This window comes from Alistipes sp. CAG:29 (assembly GCF_000435435.1).
In the GTDB taxonomy this organism is placed as follows: domain Bacteria; phylum Bacteroidota; class Bacteroidia; order Bacteroidales; family Rikenellaceae; genus Alistipes; species Alistipes onderdonkii.
On record NZ_FR893452.1, the window covers coordinates 1 to 4826 of the forward strand.

The window sequence follows — 4826 nt, forward strand, 5'->3', positions numbered from 1 at the left end:
AATCAGTCCAAACTTTGGGGTGCACATCACCGCAGTCTCCCCTTTTCCTGTTTTTTAAATTTCCGGCCGTCAGACCAGTGTCTCCAATATCTGCACGGCATTGAGCGCCGCCCCTTTTTTGATCTGATCGCTGACGCACCAGAACGTCAGGCCATTCTCGCAGGTCAGGTCTTTGCGGATACGCCCCACGTATACCGGCTCCTTGCCGGCGATGAACAGCGGCATCGGGTAAACTTTGCCCGCCGGGTCGTCCATCAGCACCACGCCCTGTGCCCTGGAGAAAGCCTCGCGGGCTTCGGCAACCGACACGGGACGTTCCGTCTCGAGCCATATGCTCTCCGAGTGGGCACGCATCACCGGCACGCGCACGCACGTCGCCGACACGGCGATGTCCGAATGCATGATCTTGCGCGTCTCGTGAAACATCTTCATCTCCTCCTTCGTGTAGTCGTTATCGGTGAACACGTCGATATGGGGAATTACGTTGTAGGCCAGCTGGAATGCGAACTTGCTGACCGTAGGCTGCCTGCCGGCGCCCAGCTCGGCATACTGCGCGACCAGTTCGTCCATCGCCGCGGCTCCCGCCCCGCTGGCCGACTGGTAGGTCGAAACGTGTACGCGGCGGATGTGCGAGAGATCCTCGATCGCCTTCAGCGCCACGACCATCTGGATCGTCGTGCAGTTGGGGTTGGCGATAATGCGGCGCGGAGCGTCCTTCGCATCGCCGGGATTGACCTCGGGCACCACCAGGGGCACGTCGGCATCCATGCGGAAGGCGCTCGAATTGTCGATCATAATGGCTCCGTGCCGGGTGATCGTCTCCGCAAACTCGCGCGATGTCCCGGCACCGGCCGACGTCAGGGCGAAATCCACCCCCTTGAAATCGTCGTTGTGCTGCAACAGCTTGACGGTAATATCTTCTCCGCGGAATTTGTACGTCCGTCCCGCACTGCGTTCCGAACCGAACAGCAACAGGGAGTCGATCCCCAGGTCGCGTTCCTCCAAAATTTTCAAAAATTCCTGGCCCACAGCCCCGCTGGCGCCCACAATCGCAATTTTCATGTTGATATCGTTAAAAAATGACCATCGTTCCCGCTCGGACGAACCGTACACGGAAACTCCGGAGGCAAATATAGCGATTTCGGGCCGAATAACAAAAAAGCGCGGCCCCGCTCCGCCGCGAAACGCGCGGCCGGCAGGATGAACAGCCACCTCAGGTTGTCTCGGCTTCCACTCCCGCCTCTGTGCCCGGCCCTGCATCCGTTTCCATCGCCTCACTGACTTTCTGTTCGCGGTACACCTTCGGCGTACATCCGAAACGGAGCACGAACCCCCGGAAGAAAGTACTGCGATTCGAGAAACCCGATTTGTAAATGATCTCGTCGATCGACAGCCGGGTGGTCACCAGCAGCTGTTCGGCCAGACCGAGCCGGTATTCCCGGATGATGCAGGCCGGGGTTCGATCGGTCACGCCCCCCAGCCTGCGATAGAAGTTGGGCAGGCTCATCCCCATCCGGTCTGCGATGAACTGTGTGGAAAGCGACGTGTCGAGGATATTGCCGTGGATGATCTCGAGCATCCTGTCCAGGAAAACCTTGTCTTCCTTGTGGAGCAGGTGCCCCTGCGCCAGGTCGAACGCGCTGTATGCCGAACGGCCGTAATCCTTCAGCGATTCATAACGGCGCAGCAACTGCCCCACGACGTTTCTCAGGTGCGCGATGTCGAAGGGGAAGGCCAGGCAGATGTCCACCTCCGACTCCAGTCCCTCGATCTTCATCCCGGAACGCGAGGCCGACGTCAGCAGGATGACCGGCACCTGTGCCATGTGCCTGCTCCTGCGGATATGCCGGATCACACCGGTCATGGCCGGATCGAGCGTCACCGCACTGCAAATGACGACCTGTGGCCGCAACGCTGCCAGTTGCTCCGCAGCCTGCCCGAGCTCTCCCATGACCTTAAGGTCATAGGCGCCGGCGAAGAGTTGCGCGAGGAACGAAGCCATGTCGGGGTCTTCGCACACCACGAGCATCGTCGGCAACGCATCGCGGGAGGTTACGGCGGAAACAGCCGGGGCGCCGGGCATCCCGAACTGCCGGTCGGAAGCCATGTCCACCTGCAGGACTGGCTGCGTTACCCGGGCGATCTCCAGTTCGGGAAACGACAACGTGACAGTCGTAACGTCGCCTTCCGATGCGATCCGGAACTCCCCGCCCAGCTTCGCTGCCAGGTTGTGGCAGATCGCCAGCTCCATATCCCCTTTCTGCGAAAGGCCGCCCTTACCGCGGCTTTCCAGATAGTCCAGCAGCCGGTAACGGTCGGAGAGGAACTCGATCTGCCCCAGATCTACGCCCTCCCCACGATTGGAAACCACAACCCGCAGCCTATCCTGTACAACGGATACACCGAAGAAAACCTCCCCGCCCGTCTCCGAGCGCCGGAAGGCATTGGACAGCACGATATTCAGCACCATGCTCAACGTACCGCGCGCCGAGGGGAAGAGCATACCTTCCCCCACCTCGGTACGGTAGCCTACCTTGTGTGTTTCGGCATACTCGGCAAAAGTCTGCACCAGTCCGTTGCACATCCGGGTGACATCGAGCAGCTCGACGTCGTCGGGACGATCCGCCGCCCCGGCCGCCCTGAGCTCATTAAGCAAACAGGTCAGATCTTTCAATTTCAGGGCATTGCGATGAATGAATCCCACCTGCCGGAGCACGAAGCCGTCGGAGGCCCCGCACTCCAGGATCTGCTGGCAGGAACCGTTGATAAGCGTCAGCGGCACCGAAAGTTCGTTGGTCAGGCTGGCAAACGAACGGATACGCGACTCGTAGAGCAGCTCTTTGGAGTGCTGGTCGTAAAGCGCCTGCCGCCTGTGCATGCGTTCACGGCGGCGGCGCTCCAGATAGCGCCCCGTGAACGCAACAAACACACACGCGGCCGTACCATACACCACCCATGCCCAAGCGGAAGCATAGGGCGGCGGCAACACCCGGATCGCCAGCCGGCCTACGGGACTCAGCTCCCCGGTCATATTGTTCCGGTAGCGGACGTTGAGCGAATAATTGCCGGGCGGAAGGTTGGCGAAAAGCAGCCGGTTGTTATGGCGGTTGTCATTCCACTGGCTGTCGAACCCCTCGAGGTTATACAGGTACGAATAGTTGCCGCCGTTGATATAGTCCAGCGCCACGATCGAAAGACCGAAAGCCCCTTGCCGGTGGGTAAGCACCAGTTTGCCCTTGCGCATCAGCTTCGAAATGCTGTGATCCGTGCCGTCGATGGTCACATCCCGAAACCGCACCGGGGGCATATACCCCCGGTGCAGCGACTCGCCGCCCGAGACCACGACCAAACCGTTGATGCCGCCGAACAGCAGCTTCCCGGCACGGCGGTCGTAAAAATAAGCACCGTCGCTGAACTCCACGACCTCCAGCCCGTACGAAGCGCCATAGGCCACCGAACGGTGCGCAGCCGGATTATAGCGGACAATCCCGGCATTCGTGGCGGCCCAGACATTGTCGAGCGAATCGGCCAGCAGTCCGTGAATCACCCCGGCCTGCAACTGGTCGTGGGCGAACTCGACGGCAACCGCCCCTTCCCCGGGGCGGTAACACCCCATGCCGCACCCCGTTCCGAACCAGAGCGTCCCGTCGGAACAGCGCACGGCGACCGTCACGTCGTTCGCGGCCAACCCACGGCGTCCGTCCAGCGGGATCACCTCGCCCCGGCGTGCGTATTTATGGTATCGCACCGCCCCGATGCCGTGGTTGCAGAACCACAACGTCGAATCGGACTCCTCGCAGAACGAGAAAAAGAAATTCCGGCTCCGCTCCCGGCTCCCCAGATCCACGGACTCGGCCAGCCGGGCAACGGGGGCGCCTGCGTGGCCTGCAAGCTCGATGCGGTATACTCCGCTACCGATCGTTGCCGCCCACAGCACCCCGGCAGCATCTTCGTGCAAGCCGTGTACATTCGCCAACTGCTCACAGCCCGCCAGGGCATGGATGCGTCCGTCGCCATAGGAATAATAGCACACCCCGCCGTCGCCCCCGATCCACAGCACACCGCGCCGGCTCGCGGCAAAGGCATAGACTGAATTCTTACGCAGGGCGGTATTCTCGGCTATAAAATTCCGGGTATTTTCCCGTCCGAACGCCCGCTGTGCATGGAAATCGCGGATGCACAGGATCCCGTCGTTCTTCGTCCCGACCCACAGGTTGCCGCGCTCGTCGACGAACAGCGCCTTGATCGGTTTGGTAAGCTTGTAAGGCAGCATGTCATAGGTTATGGAGCGTACCGCGATATCCCCGGCCGACTGGCGGAGCAGGCCGCTGCCGTCCGTCCCGATCCATACGATATCCTGGTTCCAATCCTTGAGCAGCGAGAAAACGCCGCAAGCGACATCTATCTCCCGCAGCGTATAGCCCCCGGATTCCGACCCGGAAGCATGGAGGCGCAACACCCCGCCCATTTCGAACGCCAATACATAGTCGTCCCCGTCGCGGATAACGGCCGCAAGCTCCCCGCGCCGTTCCAGTTCCTGCGCGAGCCCGCAGATGGCCGACGTCAACTGCCGCTCGGTATCGAAACGGCAGAGGCGGCCCGCACCGTCGACGAAATAGACCGTGCGGTCACCGTCATAGCGGACGAACGAAATACCGTTGCGCACCGGAATGTGTTTCCACGCCCCCAGCACCGCACGCCCCTCGGCGTCATAAACTACCGGAGCGCAGTCCATGCCGTCGCGCCGCACGAACCAGAGCACCCCGTCCGGGTCGAGGCAAATGCGCAATACATCGTCGGCATCGACTCCGCAGAGCGGTTTGAAA

2 protein-coding genes are annotated in these 4826 nt (G+C 61.3%); both read right to left on the reverse strand.

The window, feature by feature from the left end; all coding sequences use genetic code 11:
* Positions 1-69: 69 nt before the first annotated feature.
* Complete coding sequence (locus QVP03_RS05510; protein WP_022332557.1) at positions 70-1062, reverse strand: aspartate-semialdehyde dehydrogenase; 993 nt, start codon at positions 1060-1062, stop codon at positions 70-72.
* A gap of 151 nt (positions 1063-1213) precedes the next feature.
* Positions 1214-4826, reverse strand: a 3613-nt coding sequence (locus tag QVP03_RS05515; protein WP_288210662.1) for a two-component regulator propeller domain-containing protein, incomplete at its 5' end; no start/stop codon positions are given.